The sequence below is a fragment of the Aestuariibius insulae genome (assembly GCF_040783535.2).
Lineage (GTDB): Bacteria > Pseudomonadota > Alphaproteobacteria > Rhodobacterales > Rhodobacteraceae > Aestuariibius > Aestuariibius insulae.
Genome location: NZ_JBFONW020000004.1, coordinates 129,840 through 155,185 on the forward strand (window position 1 = coordinate 129,840; position 25,346 = coordinate 155,185).

Annotated in this window: 19 protein-coding genes; 3 read left to right on the forward strand and 16 right to left on the reverse strand. The window is 57.4% G+C overall.

Annotated elements, in window-relative coordinates; all coding sequences use genetic code 11:
• Nucleotides 1-4: 4 nt before the first annotated feature.
• From AAD018_RS12195 to AAD018_RS12225, 7 genes are all read right to left on the reverse strand, one after another.
• Nucleotides 5-952, reverse strand: coding sequence for a 2-hydroxyacid dehydrogenase (locus AAD018_RS12195; protein ID WP_367314356.1), 948 nt, complete (start codon nt 950-952; stop codon nt 5-7).
• A complete protein-coding gene (rodA, locus tag AAD018_RS12200; protein WP_367314357.1) occupies nt 933-2,072 on the reverse strand; it encodes a rod shape-determining protein RodA in 1,140 nt (379 codons plus the stop codon). Before rodA ends, AAD018_RS12195 begins: the two co-directional genes overlap by 20 nt.
• Nucleotides 2,069-4,018 (reverse strand): penicillin-binding protein 2, encoded by a 1,950-nt coding sequence (mrdA, locus tag AAD018_RS12205; RefSeq protein WP_367314358.1) that lies wholly within the window; start codon nt 4,016-4,018, stop codon nt 2,069-2,071. The genes rodA and mrdA overlap by 4 nt, the downstream gene beginning before the upstream one ends.
• Nucleotides 4,015-4,554, reverse strand: coding sequence for a rod shape-determining protein MreD (locus AAD018_RS12210; protein ID WP_367314359.1), 540 nt, complete (start codon nt 4,552-4,554; stop codon nt 4,015-4,017). Before AAD018_RS12210 ends, mrdA begins: the two co-directional genes overlap by 4 nt.
• Nucleotides 4,547-5,446, reverse strand: coding sequence for a rod shape-determining protein MreC (gene mreC, locus AAD018_RS12215; protein ID WP_367314360.1), 900 nt, complete (start codon nt 5,444-5,446; stop codon nt 4,547-4,549). The genes AAD018_RS12210 and mreC overlap by 8 nt, the downstream gene beginning before the upstream one ends.
• Before the next feature lie 149 nt (nt 5,447-5,595).
• Entirely contained in the window at nt 5,596-6,642 is a 1,047-nt protein-coding gene (locus tag AAD018_RS12220) for a rod shape-determining protein (RefSeq protein ID WP_367314361.1), read from the reverse strand.
• Nucleotides 6,643-6,776: 134 nt separating this feature from the next.
• The gene (locus AAD018_RS12225) at nt 6,777-8,345 is read right to left on the reverse strand and encodes a 2-isopropylmalate synthase (protein ID WP_367314362.1); all 1,569 of its coding nucleotides are present in this window, start codon (nt 8,343-8,345) and stop codon (nt 6,777-6,779) included.
• A gap of 212 nt (nt 8,346-8,557) precedes the next feature.
• Here AAD018_RS12225 and AAD018_RS12230 point away from each other — a divergent pair, with 212 nt between their 5' ends.
• A complete protein-coding gene (locus AAD018_RS12230) occupies nt 8,558-9,223 on the forward strand; it encodes an SDR family NAD(P)-dependent oxidoreductase (RefSeq protein ID WP_367314363.1) in 666 nt (221 codons plus the stop codon).
• Complete coding sequence (locus AAD018_RS12235) at nt 9,217-10,743, forward strand: cryptochrome/photolyase family protein (protein WP_367314364.1); 1,527 nt, start codon at nt 9,217-9,219, stop codon at nt 10,741-10,743. Before AAD018_RS12230 ends, AAD018_RS12235 begins: the two co-directional genes overlap by 7 nt.
• Nucleotides 10,744-10,750: 7 nt before the next feature.
• Here AAD018_RS12235 and AAD018_RS12240 read toward each other — a convergent pair whose 3' ends face one another.
• Nucleotides 10,751-12,280 (reverse strand): MORN repeat-containing protein, encoded by a 1,530-nt coding sequence (locus tag AAD018_RS12240; protein WP_367315187.1) that lies wholly within the window; start codon nt 12,278-12,280, stop codon nt 10,751-10,753.
• A 110-nt stretch (nt 12,281-12,390) separates the two neighbouring features.
• Between AAD018_RS12240 and AAD018_RS12245 the strand changes: the two genes are divergently transcribed.
• Nucleotides 12,391-14,076, forward strand: a complete 1,686-nt coding sequence (locus AAD018_RS12245) for an NAD+ synthase (RefSeq protein WP_367314365.1) — start codon at nt 12,391-12,393, stop codon at nt 14,074-14,076.
• Nucleotides 14,077-14,178: 102 nt separating this feature from the next.
• Here AAD018_RS12245 and AAD018_RS12250 read toward each other — a convergent pair whose 3' ends face one another.
• From AAD018_RS12250 to AAD018_RS12285, 8 genes are all read right to left on the reverse strand, one after another.
• The gene (locus AAD018_RS12250; protein WP_367314366.1) at nt 14,179-15,288 is read right to left on the reverse strand and encodes a PAS domain-containing protein; all 1,110 of its coding nucleotides are present in this window, start codon (nt 15,286-15,288) and stop codon (nt 14,179-14,181) included.
• A 70-nt stretch (nt 15,289-15,358) separates the two neighbouring features.
• Nucleotides 15,359-16,273: an MBL fold metallo-hydrolase gene (locus AAD018_RS12255; RefSeq protein WP_367314367.1), complete on the reverse strand. Its 915-nt coding sequence runs from the start codon at nt 16,271-16,273 to the stop codon at nt 15,359-15,361.
• Nucleotides 16,274-16,457: 184 nt separating this feature from the next.
• A complete protein-coding gene (locus AAD018_RS12260) occupies nt 16,458-17,027 on the reverse strand; it encodes a TadE/TadG family type IV pilus assembly protein (RefSeq protein WP_367314368.1) in 570 nt (189 codons plus the stop codon).
• Nucleotide 17,028: 1 nt separating this feature from the next.
• On the reverse strand, nt 17,029-17,583 hold the full coding sequence (locus AAD018_RS12265; protein WP_367314369.1) for a TadE/TadG family type IV pilus assembly protein: 555 nt from the start codon (nt 17,581-17,583) through the stop codon (nt 17,029-17,031).
• Nucleotides 17,580-19,532: a Tad domain-containing protein gene (locus AAD018_RS12270; RefSeq protein WP_367314371.1), complete on the reverse strand. Its 1,953-nt coding sequence runs from the start codon at nt 19,530-19,532 to the stop codon at nt 17,580-17,582. The genes AAD018_RS12265 and AAD018_RS12270 overlap by 4 nt, the downstream gene beginning before the upstream one ends.
• A 563-nt stretch (nt 19,533-20,095) precedes the next feature.
• The gene (gene egtD / locus AAD018_RS12275; RefSeq protein ID WP_367314372.1) at nt 20,096-21,034 is read right to left on the reverse strand and encodes an L-histidine N(alpha)-methyltransferase; all 939 of its coding nucleotides are present in this window, start codon (nt 21,032-21,034) and stop codon (nt 20,096-20,098) included.
• Nucleotides 21,027-22,289, reverse strand: coding sequence for an ergothioneine biosynthesis protein EgtB (gene egtB / locus AAD018_RS12280; protein WP_367314373.1), 1,263 nt, complete (start codon nt 22,287-22,289; stop codon nt 21,027-21,029). Before egtB ends, egtD begins: the two co-directional genes overlap by 8 nt.
• Nucleotides 22,290-22,575: 286 nt before the next feature.
• A complete protein-coding gene (locus tag AAD018_RS12285) occupies nt 22,576-25,170 on the reverse strand; it encodes a serine/threonine-protein kinase (protein WP_367314374.1) in 2,595 nt (864 codons plus the stop codon).
• Nucleotides 25,171-25,346 lie beyond the last annotated feature (176 nt).

The following is a 25,346-nucleotide window of genomic DNA, read 5'->3' on the forward strand; positions in this document are numbered from 1 at the left end:
GTGTTCAGTATCCGGCTGTGCGGTCGACGAGATGCAGCAACGGCTCTCCTGCGATGCCGCGCCTGACATTCTCGGCGATCACCCGCGCGGCAGATCTGGGACGTGTCTCCGAGGCGATATGCGGTGTGACGGTCACCTGCGGATGGTGCCAGAACGGATGATCCTGCGGGAGCGGTTCCGTTCTGAACACATCGAGGGTCGCGTGGGCGACGTTGCGCTTCAGCGCTTCGAGCAGCGCGTCGTCGTCGATGAGAGCGCCCCGACCGGGATTGAGGATGACCGATCCCGATGGGAGCTGTGCCAAACGGTCGGCGTTCAGGAGGTTTTCGGTTTGCGATGTCAGAGGCAGCAACAGGACAAGGATGTCCGCGCGACGCAGGGCGTCCACGAGACCGTCCTGTCCGTGCAAACATATAATGCCGGGAGCCTCTTTTCTGGACCGGCTCCATCCTGCGACTTGAAATCCGACGCGGTGCAGGGCTTCGGCACAAGCTAGGCCAAGCTCACCCAATCCGAGTATGGTCACGCGCTTGTCCTCGGCTAGAGGAGGGGCGGCTGGCGTCCAGTCGTTCCCTGGATTGACGATATGCGCATCCATTCCGAGATGATGGCGCAGGGTGTGGCCCAGGACCCACTCGACCATACCTTGTGTCAGGCTTGGATCGACCATGCGGGCGAGAGGAGCCGTCAAGGTGTCGTTTCCGGCAACGTTTTCGACCCCGGCCCAGAGGTTCAGGACAGCGCGAAGGCGTGTGAAAGGCGCGAAATCCTGAACCGGGCCGTTCGGAGCATAGATTATGAAGTCCACCTGGTCCGGCGGCAGCTCCGTTGCGAGACGATAGGACAGGTCAATCTCGTCAAACGCATCGCGCAGAGGCGTCTCATAGGTGTTCCAACGCGCCTCTGTCGCGGCGAAGAGGATCTGCGCCGGGTCAGCGGGGTTTGTGGACATGGGCGCTTTGCACGAGACCGAAGGCGATCATCAGAACCAGCATGGCCGACCCCCCGTAAGAGACCAGCGGAAGCGGTACGCCGACAACCGGAGCGAGGCCCATAACCATCGACATGTTGACCGCGAAGAAAAGGAAGAACGTCATCGCAATCCCCCCGGTCAACAGCGATGAGAACCGGTCCTTATTCGTCATGGCGGTCGCGATGCAGAAGAGGACGATCAGGGCGTAGAGAACGAGAAGCGTCGAGGCGCCGATGAAGCCAAATTCTTCGGCGAGGGTCGTGAAAATGAAGTCGGTATGCTTTTCAGGAAGGAAGTTCAGTCGACTTTGCGTGCCTTGCATGAAGCCGCGTCCCGTGGCGCCGCCTGATCCGAGCGCGATCTTCGCTTGGGTGATGTGATACCCGGTCCCTAGCGGATCGTTTGACGGGTCGAGAAACGTATCGATCCGACGGTATTGGTAGTCCTTCAGAAGCTGCCACGGCGTGCCTCGCGACTGAAATACGGCGATGATCGTCCCGATACCGGCTGCAACGACCGTGCCGAAATAGGCCCAGTGGACGCCCGCCAGAAACATCATCGTACCGCCGCCCATGACAAGCAGGAGGGACGTTCCCAAGTCCGGCTGCTTGAGGACCAGAAAAACAGGAAGCATGATAAAGAAGAGCGGGAGGATAACCCAGAACGGATGAGAGGTCTTCTTAAGCGGAAGCCAGTCGTAATAGGCCGCAAGCAGCATCACGAGTGTGATCTTGGCAATCTCTGAAGGCTGGAGATTCATCGGACCCAGATCGATCCAACGCTGCGCGCCCTTTTGCTCGACCCCGATGAATTCGACCGCCACGAGAAGAGCGAGCGATCCGATATAGGCGAGGACCGCCATGTTGCGCCAGAACCAGATCGGCACCATCGCGATGCCGATCATCAGGATGAACCCGAGCGCGAACCTCTCGATCTGAGGTCTCGCCCAAGGATACATCGAGCCGCCAGCAACCGAATAGAGCATCAGGAAGCCAGCGCTTGCCACAGCGATCAGAAGGAAGATCAGCGGCCAGTTCAGAAAGAGAAGCTTGCGGAGCCCCGATGGGACAAACGGCGTGTTGTAGACGAGATAGCTCACGCTTTATCGCTTCCCGAGACGTCGTCGAAGTTCCGGAGGTTCAGCCGCGCGCGCATCTCCTTAATTTCCTCGTGCACCCCGGCGGGATAGGCCTCTAGCGGTGGTTCGCCCTCGTAAAGAGCCTGCAGGGTGATATCGCGTCCGATTGGAGCGGCGGCACGCGATCCGCCTCCGCCATGTTCGACGATAACTGCGACGGCGTAGCGTGGATTGTCATAGGGTGCATAATCAACGTAGAGCGCGTGATCGCGGCGCTCCCATGGAAGATCCTCGTTGCGTGTCACGCCCCGTGCGCGTTCCTCAACGGTGATCCGGCGGACCTGGCTCGTGCCGGTCTTGCCAGCCATTTCCAGGCCCTCGGCGACGATCCGGGATCGATAGGCCGTCCCCCGACGATGATTGCAGACATCGTACATCGACCGGCGGATGCGGTTGAGGATATTCTGGTTGAGCTCCATCTGCTTGCCCGCACCAGACGGTTGGGCGATGCCATCGACCGTTCGGACAAGACGGGGCGTGACCGATCGGCCCGTGGCGAGACGCGCGGTCATAACGGCAAGCTGGAGCGGGGAGGACAGAACGTAGCCCTGTCCGATGGAGGCATTGATCGTATCGCCGATACGCCAGCTTTCGTCGCGGGTCAGGCGCTTCCACTCCCTGTTCGGAGCAATTCCGGTGGCGACCGCGCTGAGTGGCAAATCGTGCTTTACGCCGATCCCGAAGCGCTTGGCCATCTCGGAGATCCGGTCGATGCCAACGCGCTGCGAGATGTCGTAGTAATAGACATCGCAGCTTTGCTTCAGGCTTTCGTGGAAATTCATATTGCCGTGGCCGCCGCGTTTCCAGCAGTGGAAGCGGGTTCCTGAGACAGTCATATGGCCCGGGCAATAGACCGTCTCTTCGGGTCCGACAACACCGGCCTCGAGCGCGGCGAGGGCTGTGATCATCTTGAAGGTCGACCCCGGCGGGTAGATGCCTTGAACAGCTTTAGCGGCCAGCGGTCTGTACTTGTTCTCATTCAGATCGGTCCAATCCTTGACCGATATCCCACGGGTAAAGAGGTTGGGATCGAACGAGGGAGAGGACGCGATTGCGCGGATGTCACCGGTTTCGCAGTCGAGAACGACGGCGCTTGCGCTTTCTCCGGCCAAGCGAGCCTGAACAAAGTTCTGAAGCTGTGTGTCGATGGAGAGCTGAAGATCGGCGCCCGCATCTCCGGGAAGGCGGTCCAGCTCTCGCATGACACGGCCAACGGCATTGACCTCGATCCGCTTGGTGCCTGCGCTGCCACGCAGGGTTTGCTCCATCTTTGCTTCGATGCCGGTCTTTCCAACGGGGAACTTTGGGATCTGAAGGAGCGGATCCTCGTCTTCAGAGAGGTATCCGCGTGTCAGGTCGAAATCCGAGACCGGCCCGACATAGCCCACGACATGGGCGAGATCGGGACCCATCGGGTAGCCCCGAGAAAGGCCGACTTCAGCTGTCACACCCGGCAGGGCAGGAGCGTTGACGGCGACCTGAGCCACGTCCTCCCAGGACAGTCGGTCGGCGATGGTGACGGGCACGAAGGGCGAGCGGCGCTCCATCTCCTCGATCGCGCGGGTCAGATCCTCTTCGCGCAGATCGACGAGCTGGGTTAACCGAGCGAGGACCTCTCCGATATCGCCGGCATCCTCGCGGACGATAACGATCCGGTAATTCTGCTCGTTCGTGGCAAGCGGGCGGCCATCGCGATCAAAAATCAGGCCCCGGGAGGGTGCGATGAGCCGCACATTGATCCGGTTCTCTTCGGCCAAGAGCCGGTATTGCGCCGCCTGGTCGACCTGCATCGATTGCATCCGCCAGCCCAGAGCACCAATGATGCCAAGCTGCACGCCGCCCATGACAAAGGTCCGCCGGTTGATCCAGCGAGTGCTGTCTTGCGCTTCCTGAGGTCCACGTTTCATAGGCGGTGTCCAAATGAGTCTACTTCGCCGGGGGCCGTCCTTTTTACGCCAAAGAACAGATGGGACACAATGGCGACAAGCGGATAGGCCAAAATCGTCGCACCGACCTGAAGCAGGCTACGCCCCAAGGGTGGAAGGGGCACGAAGGTTATCGTCAATGAAATGCGATGACCCACGAAGATTACAAGAATGATACCCGCAGCTGTCAGCCATTCCAAAAGCAGGGAGCTGTTGCGCAGGGATCGGGTTCGGGATCGTAGGATTTCGGTCCCGATCACAACCCATGCTGCCCAAAGGCCGGGCGGGCGCTGGAAAAGGAAATCGGTCAGCAGGAATACTATGGCGATCAGCCAGACGGGCACAAAATCCGGACGTCTCGCGACCCAGGCGAAAGCGAGGGCGAGGAGCAGATCGGGCGGGATCCAACGACTTGGAACCGCGTTGATCGGAACAAGGCTGAAGAAGATGATCCCGAGCGACACGGCGGCGAAGAGCAACCGATGGCTCCAAATTCTTGAGGTTGGGGTCTCAGCCATCGGGGCGGTCCTGAACCGGCATGGGTCCGATGCCTGGGTTGGCGATGAGCGATCCGGGATCGGTGATCGCCTCGCTCGGCTGGCTTCTCAGGACACGTAGGAACTCCAGACGTTCGTAGTCGGCGACAAGGCGGGCGCGGAGCCTGCGGTCTGTCCCAAGCGTGACGGATCCGATGAGGAGATCTGCGGGAAAGACGCCACCGTCACCCGAGCTTACGATCCGGTCGCCGGGGCGGACGACGTCAGGATCTTCGAGAAACTCTATCAGGGGTCCAATCGTGTTATCGCCGACGAGGATTGCCTTCTGGCCTGAAGGCTGGATCGTCACGGGGATGCGGCTGGATGTGTCGGTCAGAAGCATGACACGGCTGGTTTCGGCTCCGACGCCCGAGATCCGACCGACGAGGCCGAGACCGTCGATGGTCGCCCATCCGTCGCGGACGCCGTCGCGGCTGCCGACATTCAGAAGGACGGACTGCCGAAAGGGTGATCCGCTATCGGCGAGGACCACGCCCGTTACATAGGTCAGGCGCGGATCGAGCTGCATATCGATAAGATCGCGCAGGCGGGCATTCTGCTGCTCGAGCTGCAAGGCCGCTTCTTTCCACGATTGCAGGCGCCGTAATTCCCTTCTGAGTTCCTGGTTCTGCTCGTAGATCCTCGTATAGCTTTGAAAATCTGCCACGATGCGGGCCGTTCCCGTGATCGGAGCCATGACCCAGTCAAAGCTGGGCACAACCCGGTCGATCACATCCGCGCGAAACCGTTCAACGCGCGGGCTGTCGATACGCCAGACGATGAAAATGCCGATCAGGAAGAGCAGCAGGATGCCAACCAAGAGCCGCCTGAGCGGGCCTACGAAATCCTGTCCCGAGCCTCTGTCCATCGCCACAATGCGTCTCTTTCAGCTTGCGCGCCTTGCCGTTGCGGGCCGACCCCAATCAATAGTCTGCCATTTTGACCAGCATAGCGGTCACATTGGGTTGAACAAAGAGAGATCAAAAGAGCGAACCCCGAAAATGTCTTTCGGGTTCCGCAGGTTTAGCTATCGTAATCAATCACGTGGCGAAGCTGTTTCTCGAATTCGAGCGCCTTGCCGGTGCCGAGGGCCACGCAATTGAGCGACTCGTCAGCAACTGAGATAGCCAGGCCCGTCTGCTCCCTGAGCGCGAGATCAAGCTCGCCCAGAAGTGCGCCACCTCCCGTAAGCATGACGCCTCGGTCCACGATATCGGCGGCGAGATCCGGCGGGGTCGCCTCGAGCGCTGTCATCACGGCCTCGCAGATCTGCTGAACGGGTTCCGCCAAAGCTTCGGCCACTTGTGCTTGGGAGATTTCCGTTTCCTTGGGCACGCCATTCAGCAAGTCCCGACCCCGGATCTGCATTGAGGCGCCGCGGCCGTCGTCGGGCATCCGGGCGGTGCCGATCGAGGTCTTGATCCGCTCGGCCGTGGATTCGCCGATCAGCAGATTCTGTTGGCGGCGCAGGTAGGAGATGATGGCCTCGTCCATCCGGTCGCCGCCGACGCGAACGGAGCGGGCATAGACGATGTCGCCGAGCGACAGGACGGCGACTTCGGTGGTTCCGCCGCCGATATCGACGACCATGTTGCCGGTCGGATCGGTGATAGGCATCCCGGCTCCGATGGCGGCGGCGATGGGTTCGGCAATAAGGCCCGCGCGGCGGGCGCCAGCGCTGAGAACCGATTGACGGATCGCGCGTTTTTCGACCGGGGTTGCACCATGGGGCACGCAGACGATGATCTTGGGTTTGGAGAATGTCGTGCGTTTGTGCACCTTGCGGATGAAGTGCTTAATCATCGCTTCCGCCGTATCGAAGTCGGCGATGACGCCTTCGCGCATCGGGCGGATCGCCTCGATGCTGCCGGGTGTCCGGCCTAGCATCAGCTTCGCGTCTTCTCCAACAGCGAGCACCTTTTTCTGGCCGTCCTTTACATGGTAGGCGACCACGGATGGCTCGCTGAGGATCACGCCCTTGCCTTTGACGTAGACGAGCGTATTCGCTGTCCCGAGGTCGATCGCCATATCGGACGAGAAAAGCCCGCCGAAGCCTCCGAAACGTGCCATTCGCTGCCCCTATCCCAGTGCTATTGGGTCGCGACTCCCCTTGGCTGCGACCGGTCGTCCTTATAGGAGCGGCGCAGGCAAGGGGAAAGGCCTTGCGGAAGGTCTGTCAGCAAAGACCCGCCGCAAACCTTGGGTCACGAGACCGATTTATAGCTCACCGTCTTAAGATCGCTGCCCGGATTCCCGCTTTGCCGTCGCAAGATGAGCCGGTTGAGCGCATTGATATAGGCCTTGGCGGAGGCCACGATGATGTCGGTATCGCTGGCTTGTCCTGTGGCGATACGTCCATTCTCCTCCAGCCTGACGGTGACGGAGCCCTGAGCGTCGGTGCCGCCCGTGACCGCATGGACCTGATAGAGCTGAAGCGTCGCATTCTCGCCCGAGAGCTGCTTGACCGCGTTGAACAGAGCGTCGATCGGGCCATCGCCCGTAACTTCGACGTCCTTCTCTTCGCCCGCGATCATTAGCTTAAGCGCGGCGGTCTGCGGCCCGTCTGTGCCGCAGGCGACAGCGAGGGACAGCAGTTTGATTGCATCTTCGCCTTCGGACGTCTGTTCTGATACCAGCGCGACGAGGTCCTCGTCGTAGACCTCCTTCTTACGGTCGGCGAGGGCCTTGAAGCGAACGAACACGTCCTGAAGCTGATTATCGGCCAGATCGAAGCCGAGATCCTTGAGCTTGGAGCGCAGGGCAGCGCGTCCCGAATGCTTGCCCATGACAAGCGAGGTTTCGGACAGGCCCACATCCTCCGGGCGCATGATCTCGAATGTTTCGGCATTCTTGAGCATGCCGTCCTGATGGATCCCGCTTTCATGGGCGAAGGCGTTCTTGCCGACGATGGCCTTGTTGAACTGAACCGCGAAGCCCGAGACAGTCGCGACCCTGCGCGAGATGTTCATGATCTTCGTCGTATCGATGCCCGAGTGGTAGGGCATGATGTCATTGCGCACTTTAAGCGCCATCACGACCTCTTCGAGGGCGGTATTACCAGCCCTCTCTCCCAAACCGTTGATTGTGCATTCAACCTGGCGCGCTCCGCCCTCGACTGCGGCGAGCGAATTGGCCGTCGCCATGCCAAGGTCGTTGTGACAATGGGTTGCGAAGATGATCTGGTCGGCGCCGGGGACGCGGTTAATCAGCATCCGGATCAGATCCGCGCTTTCGATGGGTGCGGTATAGCCCACCGTGTCGGGGATATTGATCGTGGTGGCACCCGCCTTGATGGCGATCTCGACCACGCGCAGGAGGTAGTCTTCCTCGGTGCGGGTCGCGTCCATCGGGGACCATTGCACGTTGTCGCAAAGATTGCGGGCATGGGTGACGGTCTGTTCGATCAGCTCTGCCATCTGATCCTGATCGAGGTTCGGGATCGCCCGGTGGAGCGGCGATGTCCCAATGAAGGTATGGATCCTGGGCCTCTCGGCGTGCTTGACGGCCTCCCAGCAGCGATCGATATCCTTGAGGTTGGCGCGGGCGAGGCCGCAGATGACACTGTTTTGGGCGTGTTTCGCGATCTCGGAGACCGCGTTGAAATCGCCTTCGGATGCTATGGGAAAGCCCGCCTCGATGATGTCCACGCCCATCTCGTCGAGCAGCGAAGCGATTTCCAGTTTCTCGGCGTGGGTCATGGTGGCGCCAGGGCTTTGCTCGCCGTCGCGCAGTGTCGTGTCGAAGATCAGCACCCTGTCCTTGGGATCAGTCATTCTTCATTCTCCATTTGGTGTCTTAGCTTTGGTCCGGCGCTGATCCCCCCTGAGCGGTCGCGCCGAAAGGCACGCTCAGAGGCGGCTAAGAAGAAGGAGAAGGCGGAACTGCGACTGTGCCATGCGCTTAGTATAGCCACGTTTGGCTTCGGTGGAAGACGGGAAATGCTCAGATTTTGCCATGTGGTAGCAGGGCGCTAGCTGTCGCCTCTATGGAACGAGCTTTGATCATCGGAGCCTCGGGCGGGATCGGCAGCGCCATCGCGCAGGAGGCAGAACAGAGGGGCGCCGAGGTGACGAGGATCTCTCGGACGCAGGACGGTCTTGATGTGACGGATGAGGCGTCTGTTGAGCAAATACTCGGAGCGCTCGAAGGGCCTTTCGATTTGATCTTCGTGGCGACCGGGGCTTTGGTGGTGAACGGGCACGAGCCGGAAAAGGCGTTCTCGAGCGTCACCTTCGACGGATTTGCGGATCAGTTTGCAGTGAATGCGATCGGACCGGCCTTGGTGCTGAAGCATTCTCTTAGATTGTTACCCAAGGACCGTCGGTCGGTTTTTGCAGCGCTGTCGGCCCGGGTCGGATCGATCGGGGACAACAAGATTGGCGGCTGGCATGCCTATCGGGCGGCAAAGGCGGCTTTGAATCAGATCCTGCATGGCGCCGCGATCGAGATGAGGCGGACGCATAAACAGGGAATTTGCGTGGCTCTTCATCCCGGGACGGTCGAGACGCCGTTCACCGCCGAGTATGCGGGGCGCCACAAGACGGTTTCGGCCGGGCAGGCGGCCGCGGATCTTCTGGATGTCGTAGCGGATCTTTCGGTCCAATCCTCAGGCGGATTTTACGACTATTCGGGAGCTGAGATCCCATGGTGAAGCTGGTTCTAGTTCTGGGGGATCAGTTGAGTTCCGGTCTTTCGGCCCTGCGAGAGGCTGACAAGAGCCGCGATGTCGTGGTTATGGCGGAGGTTGCGGACGAAGCCTCCTATGTTCGTCATCATCCAAAAAAGATCGCTTTCATCTTTGCCGCGATGCGAAAATTCGCAAGCCGGTTGAAGGACGAGGGTTGGACCGTCGAGTATACGAAGCTTGATGACGCCGACAATTCAGGCAGCATCGTTGGAGAGCTGATCCGGCGCGCGGAGGCGCATGGTGCGACGGATGTCATCGCAACTGAGCCCGGTGAGTGGCGATTGATTTCCCTGCTCGAAGAAAGCCCGATCCCTGTTCACCAGTTTGCCGATACGCGTTTTATCGCGTCGCACAAGGAATTCGAGGATTGGGCGAAGGATCGCAAAGAGCTGCGGATGGAGTGGTTTTACCGGCAGATGCGCCGCAAGACCGGTCTTCTGATGGATGGCGACGATCCGGTTGGCGGGAAGTGGAACTACGATCATGAGAACCGCAAGCCACCGCCCGGCGGGATCGATTTTTCGGGGCCAATGCAATTCACGCCCGATGATGTGGTCGAGGATGTTCTCGATCTGGTCGAGCGCCGGTTCGACAATCATTTCGGAGCGTTGCGTCCGTTCTGGTTCGCGACGGATCAGGAGCAGGCGCGGCGGCAGCTGACCCGCTTTGTAAAGCATGCTTTGCCGAAGTTCGGGGATTACCAGGATGCGATGATGACGGGGGAGCCGTTCCTTTATCATTCGCTGATCAGTTTTTACATCAATGCCGGTCTGCTGGATCCGATGGAGGTCTGCGAGGCGGTAGAGGCCGCCTTTCGGGCCGGGGATGCGCCGATCAATGCGGCCGAAGGTTATATCCGCCAGATCATCGGCTGGCGCGAATATATGCGGGGCATCTATTTTCTTGAAGGGCCGGACTATACCACTCGTAATGGCCTAGATCACACGCGCGATCTGCCCGGCTTTTATTGGGGCGATGAGACTAAGATGCACTGTGTCTCACAAGCCGTGGCGCAGACAGCAGAAGAGGCCTACGCCCACCACATCCAAAGGCTCATGGTTACCGGTAATTTCGCGTTGCTTGCGGGGGTCGATCCCCATCAGGTCCATGAATGGTATCTGGCCGTCTATGCGGACGCCTATGAGTGGGTCGAAGCGCCGAATGTCATCGGGATGAGCCAATTCGCAGATGGTGGGATCGTGGGTTCGAAGCCGTACATCTCGAGCGGAGCTTACATCAACCGGATGTCGAATTACTGCAAAAGCTGCGAATATAAGGTGTCCAAGAAAACGGGCGAGGGCGCTTGCCCTTTCAACCTACTTTACTGGCACTTCATGGACCGGCACCGAGCCCGGTTCGAGAATAATCCGCGGATGGGGCAAATGTACCGCAACTGGGACCGGATGGACGACGACCGCAAAGAGACCGTGCTGAAGGAAGCTCAGGACTGGCTCAGCGCGCTTGATAAGGGGGCACTGGTCTAACCAGACCTTAGTTGCTTTGCTCTGTCGCCTCGGTCTCTTGAGGTTCGGTCTCAGTCTCGGCGTTTGTGTCGGTCGAGCCCTCACTATCGGGTGACGCCTCTTCTGCTGGCGCATCCGGTGTGCTGGTTGCGTCCTCTTCTGTGGCAGGAGCATCCTGTGTGGCCAGCGCACCATTGGTCCACTCGCCGGAGGCTTCCTCTCCGCTGGCAAAGCGCATCGTGCCTTGACCCTGACGTTTGCCGCCGACGAAGCTGCCTTCATAGACGTCGCCGTTCGAGTAGGTCGCGACGCCGCTTCCACTCATTTCACCATCCTGCCACTCACCCGTATAGGTGAAGCCGCCCGGCATTGTGATCGTGCCCTGACCTTCCCGCTCGCCTTCCGAGAACATCCCCTCATAGACGGTCCCGTCCGCGTAGCTCGCCTTGCCCTCGCCGTCGCGCTGGCCCTCGACCCAATTGCCTTCATAGCGGTATCCGTCGGGGTAGGTCATGACGCCGAAGCCGTGGTTCAAAGCGTTCTCGAAGCTGCCTTCATAGATGATACCATCGGGATAGGCGGCGGTGCCTTCGCCTTCGATCACACCGGCGACCCAAGCTCCTTCATAGGTGGCGCCATCGGGATAGGTGATCTTTCCTTGACCGTTTGCGACACCTTCGGCCAGCTCACCCGTGTAGACCGCGCCATCTGGGTAAGTGACGGTTCCCTCGCCCGAAATGCGCCCGTCGACCCAGCTTCCGCTATAGGTATAGCCATCGGTTCCGGTGAAGGTGCCTTGTCCCTCCCGGCGATCATTGACAAAGGCACCTTCATAGACGTCGCCGTTGGCGTAGGTCACCTTGCCTTGGCCTTCGCGTTTGCCTGCCACAAGGGTGCCTTCGTAGATATCGCCGTTCGGCTGGATCAGGCGGCCTTCGCCTTGGATCTCTCCCGCCTCGAAGGTCCCGGTATAGGTCAGACCATCGGGCAGCGTCAGCGTGCCTTCACCCTGACGCTGATCGTTTACCAGCGCGCCTTCGTAGACGGCGCCTTCGGCATAGGTGATCGTGCCTTGGCCTTCTTTGACGCCATTGAGCCAGTCGCCCTCGTAGACGTAACCCGACGGCGCACGCATGGTCCCGCGGCCATGATGTGTCGCGTTCAGAAAGCCGCCCTCGTAGGTGACGCCATTCGCATAGGTCGCCTGTCCTTCGCCGGTAATCTTTCCGTCGACCCATTCGCCCTCATAGGTTCCTCCATCGGAAAACGTGATCTTGCCGGTTCCTTCCGGCTTGCCGTTGGCAAATTCTCCTTCGTAGACCGATCCGTTGGGAAACTCTGCGGTGCCTTGTCCGCGGACCTCTCCATCCACCCATTCACCGCTATAGACATATCCGTTTGGTAGCCGGTAGGTCCCCTGACCATGCTGCTTTCCATTTCGGAACGTACCTTCGTAGACCCCGCCGTCTTCGTACTGTTTTGTTTCGACGTCCTGCGCGGGAAGCGGGGCGGCAAGGACGAGAGCCAGTCCGATCGTGGCGAGGCGGGTCAGGGTCATGCTCATTTCAAGTCCTCGGGGAAGTTTTTCGCAGGGTATAGGCGGGAGGAGGGCCGTCAAGCTTCAGGAGCGGGTTTCCTCGCGCCGTGGGTCTGCTACATCGCATTTGTATGGATGGAACAACGGATATCAACGCGCGCTTTCGTATTCTTCTGGCGCAGCTCAATCCCGTTATGGGAGATTTGTCGGGCAATTCGGCGAAGGCTTTGGCGGCTTGGAAGGAAGGGCGCGAGCGAGGGGTCGATCTTGTCGCTTTGCCCGAGATGTTCCTGACAGGATATCAGACGCAGGATCTGATCCGGAAACCGGCTTTTGTTCTTGATGCTGCGCAGCATCTTGACCGGCTCATGTCGGACTGTGTCGCTGGCCCGGCGATTGCGATTGGCGGGCCTTTCCTTGACGGAACCCGGCTGCACAACGCCTATCACGTCTTTCATGACGGTCGGATCGTTAGCCGTGCGTTCAAGCATTTTCTTCCGAACTTCAATGTCTTCGACGAGGTTCGGGTGTTCAATCGAGGGCAGGTTCAGGGGCCTTGGAGCTTGGACAATCATGGCCCGCGGATCGGGAATCCGATTTGCGAGGATGCCTGGTATCCGGATGTGACCGAGACGATGGCGGAATGCGGTGCCGAGATCCTCGTCATCCCTAACGGATCGCCCTATTTTCGCGACAAGATGGAAGTGCGCCTCAATCACATGGTGTCGCGAGTGGTCGAGACGGGACTTCCCCTGGTTTATCTCAACCTTGTGGGCGGACAGGACGATCAGATGTTCGATGGCGGCTCGTTTGTTCTGGATCGTCATGGCGCGTTGGTCATGCAGATGCCTCTTTTTGAAGAAGGCTACGGAGAGATAGCCTTTATGCGGGAAGAGGGCGGGTGGTCGCCTGAACCCGGAATGTTGTCGGATATTCCGTGCTCTTTCGAGCAGGACTACCGCGTCATGGTTGAGGCGTTGCGTGATTATATGTCGAAAACCGGGTTCTCAAAGACCTTGCTGGGACTCTCGGGGGGGATCGACTCGGCGCTCGTGGCTGCGATTGCGGTCGATGCGTTGGGAGCGGATCAGGTCCGCTGTGTCATGTTGCCGTCCCGATATACGTCCGAGAGTTCCTTGCAGGATGCAGCGGATGCGGCCGGACTTTTGAGATGCCAGTTGGATGAAGTGTCGATTGCGGGATCGCAAGAGGCCGTCCACGATGCACTTGCACCGCTTTTTGAAGGGCAGGCGGAAGACGTCACCGAGGAGAATATACAGTCGCGGTTGCGCGGGCTTCTTCTCATGGCGCAGTCGAACAAGTTCGGGGAAATGTTGTTGACGACCGGAAACAAGTCTGAGGTCGCTGTCGGGTATGCCACGATCTATGGCGACATGTCAGGTGGCTACAACCCGATCAAAGACCTTTACAAGACCCGCGTCTTTGACATCTGCCGGTGGAGGAACCGGACCTGGCGGACCTGGATGAAGGGGCCGGAGGGAGAGGTCGTTCCCGTTTCTATCATCGAAAAACCTCCTTCCGCCGAATTGCGACCGGATCAGAAGGACGAGGACTCGCTGCCGCCTTACGAGGTGCTTGATGGCATCCTCAAAATGCTGGTGGACGACGAAAAGTCAGTCGCCGATTGCGTTGAGGCAGGCTACGAGAGAGAGATCGTCAAGAAGATCGAACATCTGATTTATATCAGTGAGTATAAGCGGTTCCAATCTGCTCCGGGGGCACGTCTCTCTCCGAGAGCATTCTGGCTTGATCGGCGGTATCCGATCGTCAACAGATGGCGAGACCCAAGCGGCTAATCCACATATGGTGAGCCTCGGAAGACCCTCGCCGATTGAGGCTTTTCACCAAAATAATAAGCTTTTACTCGCTGTCTTGAGGCATAAGGGATTCTCGGACCGTTAGCTTTCTACCAGCTCGTTCTGAGAAAGGAGCTGTCCGGGAAGCGAGAAACCGACCCAGGTTCCCGGGCGATTGGTGTTGATCTGCCGGATGGTTCCATCTCTTTCTTCAATCAAATCCCTCACAAGAAGCATCTCAGGTCTTGCATCGGAATCGTCCCGACGAGGCACAACACAGCGACCGTCTGCCCTTAAGTTAGGAGCGGGTCCGAGGCTATCATCTGACAGGGTGAACCAAAGCCGATCGTCGGATCCGTTATCCTGCATGACTGACAATTCGATCTTGCGGCCAGCATAGCGCAGCGCATTTTCGAGAAGGCTTCGGATTATCAGTTGCAGCGCGACGCGGTCTGTCTTGATGCGATGGTGGGGAAAGACGATCCGGAACTTTTTTTCCGGATCGAGAAGGGCCGTGAACTCCTTGCAGATCTTTTCCAGACTAATGTCTGTATGCGATTCGCTCTTAAGGCTGAACTCTTCCGCACGTTCGAGGATTCCTCCCATCGTGTTCAGCGCCGACTCGGTGACATTCTCGATCATATCGATGTGGTTAATCTTTTCGTCACCGAGATCGAGGAATCCGTCCTTGATGATGGCTACGAGACCCAAAATAGTCCTGAGCGGCCCGCGCATATCTTCGACAGCCATGGCGGAGAACAGGCGCAGATCGTCGATCAGCGAAGTGAGCTGGGATTGTTCCGCGACATACTCAAAATCACGTTGCTTGTAATCGGTGATATCGACAGCGCTTCCGATGATTAGACAGACGTCGCCATCATCATTGAAGGTGGGCGAGAGCGTTGTTTGATACCATCGTGCGCCCCCCTTCATTTCGAGAACTTCTTCATAGGTATAAGGTTTGCGACTGTTGAGACAGATCGAGTAATTGCGACAGACGGCGTCGGCGACCCGCGGAGGAAGGGCTTCTTGAGGCGTCCGCCCCATCAAATCCTCGTTGGTCAGACCGGTAAGCGTCTGATGCATCAGGTTGAGTCTGCGATACCGAAAACCGCCGTCAGGTTCGACATCGATCAAAAACATGATCTGTGCGAGAGAATCAACGAGACGATCGATCGTTACGAAGTTGGCGGCATCAATGGGAGCGGTCATCTGTCTCTCCAGTCGGGATCTTTGACTGGAGAGAACAACATGGGAATGAATAAATTCCTAAGATCGGCCTTTAACCGATGAACTGATAGCTCACCGGAATGTAGTGAAAGCCTTCTCCCCGCTCCTCGACGAAGCCAGCTGCGGGGAAGGGCATATGATAACCGATGATCGGAATTCTCTCCGCTGCGACCATACCAAGAATATTACGCCGCGACTGGGCGGCTGCTTCCTTGTCCATGTCGAACCGCACCTCCCAGTCGGGATAGGCCAGCGACCAGACGTAGTGGTTGGCCAGATCTGCCATCAGGAGCATCTGTTGACCGCCGCTTTCCAGCAAGTAAGTCATATGGCCGGGAGTATGTCCGAATGCCGCGCGAGCTGTGATCCCGGTCCTTACTTCGGCTCCATCGTCCAAAAGCGTGAACCGGTCCTGGAGAGGTGTGACGTTCGCCGTGACTGCCTCGTTTGAATTCTGAGTCCAATAGTCGAACTCTTGCTTGCCGGTTAGATGCTCCGCGTTCCCGAAAGTTGCAGCACCGTCGGACATCAGTCCTCCGATATGATCGCCATGCATGTGAGTGATCACGACATGGGTCATATCCTCCGGGCTGTATCCGGCATCGCCGAGTGCGGTTTGCAAGCCGCCCTGCCCAAGCCCGGTGTCGAACAGGATCACTTCCGATCCTGTATCAACCAAGGTTGGTGTGAAAAAGAAATGCGCGGCGTCGGTGCCGATAAAGTTCGCCTCGCTCACGCTTTGGAATTCTTCGGCAGAGACGTTCATGCCAAAAATCGACTGGGGTTCATCGCGCGGCGTGTGGCCATCAAGCAAGGTCACGACCTTGAACTCTCCCAGCTGAAAGGATCGATGGGACGGCAAGAACGACGTTTCCGAATGTCCAGCGGTTGTCGCGATCTGGGGGGTGAGGATCAGAGCAGGGGAGGCCAGTCCGGCCACCAGCGTCTGTCGACGAGTAAAATGCATCTTGAGATATCCTTCCGATGGTCCCGATAGTCCTTCAAATAGGGCAGGTCAGCGAATGGAAAGGGCTGTTCCGAAGGGATCGCGGTCACATCTGCACGATCGACATGCCGTTTAAACACCAAGGGCCTCTTCCTTATCAAGAAAGAGGCCCATCGATCGCGCCAAGAACTCGGTGCGTCTTGGATTAGATGATCGGGTCATCCGGAGATGCCGGACAAGTATCAAAGCAAATCCTACCTGAACGAGGACGGGCTGCAACGAATTCGTTGAGGTCAAAACCTGACATGCCGATATTAAAGAATGGCTGAAAGTCGGATTTGGTCTGAACAAGTACGATTGTATCGCCATCCGACATGATTGGCAGTCGGTCGGAAATTTGCGTATCGCCGATTGCACCGGTCGGAAGAGGAATGCTGCCGCCGCGCGCTTCGGACCATTCGACCAGGTATTGGGTATTGTCCAAATCGTAGGTGATACTGGAAATGATGAGCGTGGGCGTGGTTTTGGAGCGTGTCAGTGTCTTCTGAAGGCGGTACATGCCATCGATATAACTATCATCGACTGGATTGACCTCGCGGCTGACGATATCTGCGATCGTATCAGCCATCCGGATGTTCAAAGCTCGTTCTCGATAGGCATCGAAGAAGATGTAACAAGCGAGGAAACCCCACGCGAGTAATGGAAACATGAGAGCGATTTCGATGGATTGAACCCCATCCTGGTCGCGGCGGAACTGGTTAAGACGCTGTTTCATACTAGAAGGGCTCAATTGCAAAAGCTCCGAGAGAGACGAGGGCGTAGGATCCGCCACTTGCCTTGGGGATCGACTTTCCAAACCCGGTTGTCGGGAAGAAAGGATTGAACAAAGCGCAGACACGCAGAACCATGAGCTGATTAGGCGCTCCCTCTTGCACTTCGTTTGCCGGCTGAACAGGCGTTCCGTCACTGATATCAAGACATTTCGTCTCAGCCGGAACGCTTGAGTCAGTGAAATTGCGTGCGTCCAAAGCCAGCATTTCGACACGGACCTGATTGGGGCAATCCGGGATCATTAGTGAGTTTGCACAAACATCCGCACGGATATCTTCAGCTGTGATAGCAGCTTGGTTGAGACGGATCGACCTTACGGTCAGATCCAGTCCGCGTTCCAGAACGACATGCCGGATCGAGTAGACGCCCACCTCGACCGCAGCAAGAAAGAGGAACATTACCGTTGGGAAGAAGATGATGAACTCAATAGTCTGGTTGCCGCTTTCATCTTTGCGAAAACGAGAGGCTGCTTGGTGGAGCGATGACAAGACGCGGATCATTGTGTCAACCTTAATGCCTTGACGTCGAGAGCGATGTCCTTGAAAGCATCGACAATTCCTGCGGTGTTGGTGTCCTTGAAATATTTCTCACCGCGTGTCGCGCAGTTGCGCATCAGATCCCGAGCCGCAGTGTCGCCGCTCAAGTTCATTGCAACACTGTAAATCGTGACATTGCGATCATTGGTGTCGTCCATCTCCAAGGGTAGGGGCGGATCATTATCCGCTATTTGCGGGCTATCAGGTGTCAAACCCTTGGCAATGTTGCACAGCTCCAGCATGCGAGACTTTGCGTTTTCGTTGTCTTTTGCATCAGCCCAAAGTGTTTGATACATGGCCCATTCTTCATCCGAGAGTTCGCCGTCATCGTACAAATCTTCAAGAAGATCATCCCGGAGATCGACCATTTCGTAGCGGTCGAACAGATCTGGATGGCTCAACCTAGTGAGCGGCGGATCAACTCCATCAAGAAGATAAGCCCAGTCAGCACGGCTGTCCCATAGAGCTTTGTCTTCGTTCTGTTCGTCCGTCGTTCTGACGTCATTATAGTCCGCATTCGGAAGCTCGTTCATAACGGCGATCAAATCTGCGGTATCGAAGCGATCGCCGCTATCGTACTCATCACTTTCGTTGAGATAGAGCCAAGCGACGCGGGCGGCCGGAGTATCAGGCCACGGCATGTACTCTTCTTCTTCGACCCAATACCACTCATTGCCCGGAGCATTGTCGTTCTTGTCGCTTACAGACACACGCTCCATCGGCGCGGTGACACCGTCGGGCGTTGTAATCTGACCGCGCAGGAGAACCGATTTAAACCCCGTATCTTCATCGAAGAAGACGTTCGACGGGCGATCGCGGAATTCTTGACGGGGCGGAACCACCCAGTTCATCATACCATCTGTCATCAAGACGAGGATCTTACGGGTCGTCGCCTCGCTTGTGTCGAAATCCAATGGACGGTTCTGCGCCAAATCCTCAATGATATTGGCAGTGCGTAGATCTGCGTTAACATCGCGGCTACCCGGATCGAGCAGGGCAAGACCCCATTTTAGACCGATATCGATACTCGTCGATCCATCCGCAGTCAGGTCACGAATATGTTCGACAAGCGGGCTGTTATCTCCAGCTTGGGTCTGGAAGGCCAAAATTGCGTTGTCCTCGACCTTTGTATTCGGATCGACATCAGCCGCTCTTCGGCAGCGAGGGGCCTCGAGCTGGCGTTCGCCTACACTGGCATGGTCTTCATGAGGTTCGTATCTGTCATTATTACGATTGTCGAAATGTGGGTACTGCTGAAGAAGAAGGGTTTTGCTGAGTGCCGTTGTCTCGAATGCAGAATCCTCAAATTCTACACAGTTCGAATAAGGGTGATCCGTGTTTCCGTCTACATTGTAGAAGTCCATGAGGTCTTCACCAACATTGACCGTCGCAGAATATGGAACAATCGAAATCGTTTTGAGAGACGACGTATTGGCGTCCTGAGCGTCCTCGATAATAATGTTCACAAAGCCTTCCGCTGCTTCGCGAAGTTTCTCGATCCGCCCGTTTCGTCCCATCGAGCCGGAGATATCCAGAACCAGAGAGATTTCGATATGCGGCGTGCTCTCGTCTGCCTTTGCAGCTGCGGCTGCGGCCAACTGATTGATGCCGATGAACTGCATAAGAACCGTATCAAGGTTCACGATGCCGGTAACCTTCGCGGACCGCTCGCGGCCATTATTGACAACGACAATCTTATCGTCCGGGACATATCCTTTGACGCCTGATTTTTTGAGATAGTCGGTGATAACCTCTCTCTGATCCAGTGTCTGATCGAGAGCGGCGCCAGCAAGCACGGCGCGGTCTATGGATGTCTGAAGGCGAGCACGTTCCGACTCGAGACGCATGAAATCGACGGCGAGGCTTCCGGCCATGATCATCATCAGAAAGATGAACAAGCTGAAGATCATCATGCCACCCTCATTATCCTTGCGGAAACGCTGGAGGTGAGAGATTCGCGGGGTCGACCGAGCAAAGGCCGAGGTCACGCTATTCCTTACGCGCGCAGAAAACATTGCTTTACCTTTCGTCCGCTCGGCAGAAGAGCGGGCTAGACATCCTGAGTGGTGATCCCTTCCTTAACAGTTTCTTACTCAAACAGCATGAGCAAATTTGGTCCGAACTTGTCGAAAGACGGGTGGTATTGTGGATTTGCAATCACAATGCGCGAAATATCTAGAAACTGTTCGCCATGTTAAGACAATTCAAAGGATTACAGCGCGTTGCAGATGTGGCTGCGAATCAACCAGAGGGCTCTCTAAGAGGTGGTTCCCGAGACCAGAGGCTCAATTTCCTATTGTTTTGATGATGAAGCTCGCCTCTCGAGCGAAGTGTCCTTCTGAACTCACCTGCTTCGGTCTCGATATTGATCGCTTGCTGTTAGAATTCGTCGAGAACGGCAGGACCATGGCGCCGCACGCCACATTGTCGGGCCAACTTTGTTACTCACAGTCGTCTACGGACAAGGTGCAGAACGTCATTTCGGACGAAGGGCTGCGACAGCGAAAGCCTTGCTGGCGTCCGTCAGGAAGAGATCGACGGTCCAGCCTGCGGCGCGAACGATCTTTTCGAGTGTGTCCTCGGTGTATTTGTGGCTGCTTTCGGTGTGGATGCTTTCGCCGGGCCGAAAGGCAATCTCGGTTTCGGCGAGCTGAACGGTCTGTGCGACATGGCTGACAAGATGCATCTCGATCCGTGAATGCTCAGAACTCCAACGAGCTTCATGGGCGAAACGATCAGGATCAAAGGTTCCGCCCGCTTCGCGATTGATACGGTGAAGGATATTGCGATTGAAGGCCGCCGTTACTCCGGCGGCATCGTCGTAGGCGTTAATAAGCGTCCGGATGTCCTTGACCAAGTCGATTCCGATGATGAATGCCTCGATACCAGGCCACTGACGTACGCGGGTTAGAAGAGCCGTGGCCTCGTCGGCGGTCAGATTGCCCAATGTTGAGCCGGGGAAGAACGCAGTCTTGGGCTGGGCTCCATGTTCGACCGGGAAATCGATGTCATCAGAAAAGTCAGCCACGACGGGTGTGACTGTGATGGAGGCGTAGCTGCGCGCGAGATCGGAGGCTGACGCTTGCAGAAAACTAGCGGAAACATCGATTGGAAGGTAGGTTCCGAGATCAGGCAGTTGGTCAAGCAGAATCCGAGTTTTAAGACTCGATCCGCTTCCAAGTTCGACGAGAGCTCCGCCCTTGGGAACATAACGTGCAAGTCGGGAAGCGGTATCGGTGAGAATACCGATTTCGGTGCGTGTCGGATAGTATTCTGGAAGACCTGTGATCTGTTCGAACAACGCGCTGCCACGATCATCGTAAAGCCACTTGCTGGGTAGGGACTTCGGTATCGCCGTCAGACCGGCACGCGCCTCGTTAAGCAGTGCTTGGTTTTCTACAATCCGTTTATCCACGGGTATCGTCCTTTGCCAGACGAAGACCCAGCATCTGCCAGCGTTGGTGGGGATAGGAGAAGGTTCTGTAGGTCGGACGCATTTGAGCGAGAGGTGTAGCGCATGAGCCGCCTCGCAGAACCATCTGATTTATCATGAATTTACCGTTATATTCGCCGATGGCTCCATCGGGCGGCGTAAAACCGGGATAGGGAGTGAAGGGGCTTTGGGTCCATTCCCAGACATCCCCCCAAAGACCGCCATTTGGCAGAGGGCGAAGCGCAGTGCTTTCCAGAAAGTTGCCCTCTATCGGTTTAAGAGATGCGGCGACTTCCCATTCTGCCTCGGTGGGTAGCCGGGCTCCGGCCCATCGGGCAAAGGCATCCGCTTCGTAGTAGCTGACATGAACCACAGGCGCGTCGAGATTGACGGGCTGCGGCCCTCGCAGCGTGAAGCTCCACCAGACGTCATCCTCTGACCACCAGTAAAGCGGAGATGTCCACTCTTCACGTTGCGTGGTCGCCCATCCATCCATAAGCCAAAGGGTCGGGTTCAAGTATCCGCCATCCTCCATGAAAGCGATCCAGTCCCGGTTCGTAACCGGCCGATCAGCCAACTGGAACGGAGCGATATAGGTCTGGTGGCGCGGATTTTCGCAATCATAGGCAAAACCGGTTCCGCCATGACCGATTTCACGCAGACCACCGTCGTGGGAGGTGAAAGTCAACGAGATTTCCTGGGTCACCGGCATAGGCTGCGGATCGCGATAGGCTGGCAGAAGCGGATTATAAGAAAGCGCATGAAGCAGATCGGTGATCAGCAGCTCCTGATGCTGCATTTCGTGATGGCAGCCCAGTTCAACGAGGGCCGCGATATCGTTGGCATCATCACGATTGGCATCTAGGATAGAGTGCAAACCCGCTTCAACGTGGTGACGATAATCCATGACTTCGGATGTGCCGGGGCGGGACACGAGACCACGTTTATCTCTAGCATGACGCGGCCCGGCCTGAACGTAATAGGAATTGAACAGGAAGGCGAACCTGTCATCTATTGTGCGATAGTCAGGGTCCCTTGGCTTCAGGATGAATTCTTCAAAGAACCATGTGGTATGGGCGAGGTGCCACTTTGCCGGACTGGCGTCCTCCATCGATTGCAGCATCATATCTGCCTCCGAAAGCGGCGCGACCAGCGTTTCGGTCTGAGCCCTAACCGATTGAAAGACGGAAGCCGCCTCTTTGGCGGCCAGAGGCGCGGGGGCGGAAATCGGGGACATAAAGGGCCTTCCTCGGTCCAGCTTCATAGATTTTCGTGCGACGACAGGCGATCAGGATGTCCCGCGCTTTGCGACAAAACAACCGCAGGTTCGATCACGATCTCGTCCTTTTCTAATCCAGGCAAAGATACGCCAGAGCTGGCCAATACATTTAGGCAGGACGGGTCGTAGCCCTGAAAGGACTGGGACGTTCAGGGCTAAGCGAGTGCATCCAAAGAAGAAAGGCCCGCGAACTACTGGTTCGCGAGCCTTTCAGATCTTCTGCGTATGTGTTCGGATGCGAAACTTACTCGAGAGGCAGCGTCAGGATGCGTTCGGCAAAGCTATCTGCTCCAGGCTCGATCACAAGGACGCTGGCCGAAAGCCGGTCGTTCCCGATGCGCTCTGCAGAGGCTTCGAACGCATCCTGGAAGTTTTCGCTTGTTTCAACGAGCTGACCGTTGATCGACATGATCGTCAGACCGGTTCTGAGCCAGTCGTTCTCGATCTGCACAATCGGATTGTCATTGATGCCGATGATCTGCGGGAAACGACCGTATTCTGTCTGTGCCGCTGCAGTCACGAAGGGCCAGTTCAAGGCAAGATCCGCTGCGGGTGCGGTTGGCGATGCGTTTGCTTCAGCATCACCACCAAAGGTGATGATCTCGAACGCATTTCCTTCCGGCTCGGTCGGAGCTGCAGGCTCTTCCGGTTCAACTTCGGTCGCGGGGGGGGCGATTTGAATGAAGCTTGTCACTGGCTCAGATTCCGGCTGTTCGATCGCTGCGACAACGGGCTCCTCCGGCTCAGGTGCCGGCTGCGGGGCTGGGACAGCCGAGACGCCGCTGTTCAAAAGATCAATCGTTCTTGCGATGTCACCGGCATCAACACTGTCAGCTTCTGAGGAGGCGGCGTTGTCACCAATGATCAAAAATCCTGTCGGTTCGGATGATTGTTCGACGATCATTTCAGATGTGACGGCAACCGTTTCACGCGGTTCGGAGACCGATGCGGTAATGTTGGCCTGATCCGTGTTCGCAACAAGGTTTGCGCCCAACGGTATTCCCTGTCCTTCCTGCAAGACAGTCAAATTACCTGAGGAGACGGAGGCGACAACGTCACTGGTTCCCGGCTGAAGTTCGGTGAGTGTATCGCCGTTTGCCGTGCGCGTTGCGGCCAGAGTTTCGGGCGTCACCAGATCCGGCACTGTCACGGGCAGGTCATCGGGGATCGCCGCTGCGCCAGTTTCTGCCAGATCGGTCGGACGTGTCACAGGCCGAAGCGAAGACTCCGGAGCTTGTGGAGTGTCGGCAAGCGCCGTGTCGACAGCCAGGGCAATCGCGTCTGTTGGCGCTTCCGCCGGTTCGACAATGCTGGGCTCAATGGCGTCGGGCGTCGTAACCGGAACGTCAGGTGTCTCGATTTCGGCAGCGGCGACTTCTGTCGATGGGCTTGCGTCTTCGATCTCCGGTTCGGTTGTTTGAGCTTCTTCGATCGTGTCACGTTGGACGATAGGAGCCGGATCCTCTGAGGTTGTAGGCTCGACCTCGGCCGTTTCTACCGTTGTCGGCTCTGTAGTGACCTCAGGCGCCTCGACGATGGCGGGGGGCTCGCTGGCCTCCGGGGTTGCAGCGACCTCTGTATCGGCAGACGCTGCGGGTGTGTCGGGCTGCGCCGCGATCTGAGAAGGCGTGCTTTCAGCGGCTTCAGTCACAGTCGTTCCCGCAACAATTTGCGGCGCGGACTCGTCGGCAGATCCTCCGGACGTTGCGATGTAAATGCCAGCGGCACCAGCAACGAGAGCGGCCAGGCCGGCGCCGGCCATTAACGCTGTCTTGTTCGATTTCTCCGGAGGTGGTGAGACAACTGCAGCCGCCGCTGCACTTTCCTCGTCGTCCGCCGCGGATTTAGTCTCTTCGCGGCGTCTATCCTCGGGCTGGCGACCGATATGGACGACATTGGCCGCATCTGCGGTGCCGTCCATGAGGGCAAGCCATTCAGCAGCCGATTGGACGCGGTTCTTCGGAACGACTTCCATCGCCTTGTCGATGGATCGCAGGAAATCCTCCGAATAGCCTTCGTGCTGTCCGGCAAGCGGCTGATACGGATCGTCCTTGCCCTCGGCCACGGCGAAAAGGCGTTCTTGGCTAGGAGGCGGGGCTTCCCCTGTAATGACGTGATAGAAGCTGGCACCGAGCGCATAGAGGTCACTTGCGTTCGATTGCTGGGATCCTTGCAGGTAGAATTCCTGTGGCGAATACCCATCCTTAACGACGCTGACAGCGGTCAGAACGCGGGTTTTGCGGGAGGCTTGCTCCCGAGCGGCGCCAAAATCGATCAGGATCGGCTTACCGGCTTCATCGACAAGGATGTTGTCGGGCGAGATATCGCGGTGGAGCAGGCCTTGCGAGTGGATGTAGCCAATGGCGTCCAGCATACGGCGCAGCATCGACGTGATGCTTGACGGTGTCAGAAGCGGGGACTTCTGGTCGATCAGGTCGAGAAGATCGGGACCGTTGACGTAATCAATTGCCATATAGGCGGTTTCGTTGTCGTCAAAGACCAGGTGGACCTTAACGATGTTCGGGTGATCCAGCTTGGAAAGGCTACGTGCTTCTTGAGCGAAGCATTTGATGACCGTCTTGAGCGCATCTTCTTGACTACGGGAGCGAACCTTGACGACAGTTCCGACGCGGCGACAAAGAGCGGCGGGAAAGCATTCCTTGATAACGACCGTTCGCTCGAGGCTGTCAGTCGCGAGATAGGTGATGCCGAAGCCGCCTGCATTCAGGAACCGGGTGATCGTGTAGAGACCACCAAGCAATTTTGTTCCGTCTTCAAGCTCGTCATGACGATCGTGCTCGTCGAGACTTTCGCTTTCGTCTTTCGGTGCGTTCTTCATCACGTCTCAGCGCCCCCAAGCGCATCTAGTTTGCGTCACATCCCGATGGTCGAGAGCGTCGCCTGTCGAATACCTACGCCGACTCATGGCAGGCCTTCTTAACAAAATTCATCTCAAATCAGACATTTTCGTGGTCGATTCACGGGTTTTGCCTGACATCTTTTCGGGCAAAGCGA

Excerpts from the sequence above, each read along its gene's own strand:
- mrdA (WP_367314358.1), bottom strand. The coding sequence starts at position 4,018 with ATGAAACGTGGACCTCAGGAAGCGCAAGACAGCACTCGCTGGATCAAC.
- AAD018_RS12285 (WP_367314374.1), bottom strand. The coding sequence starts at position 25,170 with ATGAAGAACGCACCGAAAGACGAAAGCGAAAGTCTCGACGAGCACGAT.
- AAD018_RS12270 (WP_367314371.1), bottom strand. The coding sequence starts at position 19,532 with ATGATGATCTTCAGCTTGTTCATCTTTCTGATGATGATCATGGCCGGA.
- AAD018_RS12225 (WP_367314362.1), bottom strand. The coding sequence starts at position 8,345 with ATGACTGATCCCAAGGACAGGGTGCTGATCTTCGACACGACACTGCGC.
- AAD018_RS12265 (WP_367314369.1), bottom strand. The coding sequence starts at position 17,583 with ATGATCCGCGTCTTGTCATCGCTCCACCAAGCAGCCTCTCGTTTTCGC.
- AAD018_RS12220 (WP_367314361.1), bottom strand. The coding sequence starts at position 6,642 with ATGGCACGTTTCGGAGGCTTCGGCGGGCTTTTCTCGTCCGATATGGCG.
- egtB (WP_367314373.1), bottom strand. The coding sequence starts at position 22,289 with ATGTCCCCGATTTCCGCCCCCGCGCCTCTGGCCGCCAAAGAGGCGGCT.
- AAD018_RS12245 (WP_367314365.1), top strand. The coding sequence starts at position 12,391 with ATGGATGGAACAACGGATATCAACGCGCGCTTTCGTATTCTTCTGGCG.
- AAD018_RS12235 (WP_367314364.1), top strand. The coding sequence starts at position 9,217 with ATGGTGAAGCTGGTTCTAGTTCTGGGGGATCAGTTGAGTTCCGGTCTT.
- AAD018_RS12260 (WP_367314368.1), bottom strand. The coding sequence starts at position 17,027 with ATGAAACAGCGTCTTAACCAGTTCCGCCGCGACCAGGATGGGGTTCAA.
- AAD018_RS12210 (WP_367314359.1), bottom strand. The coding sequence starts at position 4,554 with ATGGCTGAGACCCCAACCTCAAGAATTTGGAGCCATCGGTTGCTCTTC.
- AAD018_RS12250 (WP_367314366.1), bottom strand. The coding sequence starts at position 15,288 with ATGACCGCTCCCATTGATGCCGCCAACTTCGTAACGATCGATCGTCTC.
- AAD018_RS12230 (WP_367314363.1), top strand. The coding sequence starts at position 8,558 with ATGGAACGAGCTTTGATCATCGGAGCCTCGGGCGGGATCGGCAGCGCC.
- AAD018_RS12195 (WP_367314356.1), bottom strand. The coding sequence starts at position 952 with ATGTCCACAAACCCCGCTGACCCGGCGCAGATCCTCTTCGCCGCGACA.
- AAD018_RS12255 (WP_367314367.1), bottom strand. The coding sequence starts at position 16,273 with ATGCATTTTACTCGTCGACAGACGCTGGTGGCCGGACTGGCCTCCCCT.
- AAD018_RS12240 (WP_367315187.1), bottom strand. The coding sequence starts at position 12,280 with ATGACCCTGACCCGCCTCGCCACGATCGGACTGGCTCTCGTCCTTGCC.